General features: G+C 35.2%; 3 protein-coding genes. 2 read left to right on the forward strand and 1 reads right to left on the reverse strand.

Going from position 1 to position 1419, the window contains the following annotated elements; all coding sequences use genetic code 11:
- Positions 1 to 265 (reverse strand): helix-turn-helix domain-containing protein (locus ACYVRH_RS12630; RefSeq protein WP_461257255.1); only part of this gene is annotated, 265 nt, incomplete at its 3' end.
- Between the two features lie 199 nt (positions 266 to 464).
- Between ACYVRH_RS12630 and ACYVRH_RS12635 the strand changes: the two genes are divergently transcribed.
- Together ACYVRH_RS12635 and ACYVRH_RS12640 are read left to right on the forward strand one after the other, a co-directional pair.
- Positions 465 to 716 (forward strand): hypothetical protein, encoded by a 252-nt coding sequence (locus ACYVRH_RS12635; protein ID WP_461257256.1) that lies wholly within the window; start codon positions 465 to 467, stop codon positions 714 to 716.
- Between the two features lie 50 nt (positions 717 to 766).
- A complete protein-coding gene (locus tag ACYVRH_RS12640; RefSeq protein ID WP_461257257.1) occupies positions 767 to 1165 on the forward strand; it encodes a DUF4418 family protein in 399 nt (132 codons plus the stop codon).
- Positions 1166 to 1419: the final 254 nt, after the last annotated feature.

The raw sequence follows: 1419 nt of genomic DNA on the forward strand, positions 1-1419 counted from the left end.
CGGCGGTGTATTTTTCTAATATATTTTCAGCATTATCGGGAATAATAGATTCAGGTTTTAATAATTCGTAAGTTTCAATATTTAGGGCTTCCGCTATTTTTACCAAAGTTGCAGGAGAACCCCATTTTTTGCCGTTTTCAATATCGCTCAAAAAAGGTATGGATATATTTACTTTCTCCGCAAACTCAGCCTGTGATAATTTTTGATAACTTCTAAACCTTTTAATGTTTTGGCTTAAAATATCCCTCAAATCCTTCTCTGTCATTAATTATCCTCACAGATAATTAAATATGCTATTAGCTTGACAAATATAGAATAATCTTATAAATTAAGTGTATTAGCGAATAGAGAATTAAAAAGTTGGTGAAAATTATGGATTACGGTTTTAGTATACACATTCGTTGAATGTGTTTAAATTTTACAGTTACCCAAATAAAGAGGGTAACAAAAAAGGAGATTTTTCTATGAAGAAAAGCAAATTCTTGATTTTTGGGTTGATTACCCTGTTGTTGGTAGGCGGATTGGTTGTAGTGAGTTGTGGAGAAGAGGCAAAATACGACTGTACAAACAACTCACCTGGACGAGATAAGCCCGATGTAGATTCTTGTAACGATGGTTGGGATGGTTTCGGTAACAGAGATTGTTTATATAATTGTCAATATACTCAACACCAGAAGGGTTGGACACATACATCTTGTATTTGTATAGAAGACTAAACAAACAACACTCTCGTACAAAAAAGGCGAGAGTGTTTTCAGGATCAAATATGAAAAAAGCAATTATCTGCGGTTCTATAATAATAGTTCTTGGTTTACTCATCGCATTGGGGCCGCAGTTCCTGTTTAAGCTTTGCGCCCACAAAGAAGAAAGTTATCCCCACTGCCATTGGTCGGGGCAATCCGAGATTGGCATAGGATTGTTAATCGCCGCTTTGGGTGCTTGCATGATTGTTTTTACCGATAAAAAAACGCATCTGGGTCTGCTTATCGGTACATTCTTTGCAAGTATCATAGCTTTTGCAATACCTAATATGCTTATTGGCGGTTGCGGTATGATGTCCATGCAATGCCGCAAAGTCGCCTTTCCTGCGCTTACTGTTGAGAGCGTTGTTTTACTACTTTTTTCTGCAATTTTAATAGCTGTTATTGCAATAAAAAAACAGTAATAACTTTTTAATTAGCGTGATGTTAATGTAGAGATTAATACTATCAAAGAATCAAATTTGGGAAATAAATCAATCAATATAACCCCTTGACAAATATGGTAAATTATACATATTATTGTATGTATGAAATCTGAGCTGGATATTGGAGAGAAGGGAGAGAAAAATATGAAACAAAAAATAGTTTACACTGAAGCGCCTGAAGATATTTCAAAGGCATTAACCACAGGGGAAATCATCGCTGATTTTTTACCGCC

This window comes from Treponema sp. R80B11-R83G3, assembly GCF_054786115.1.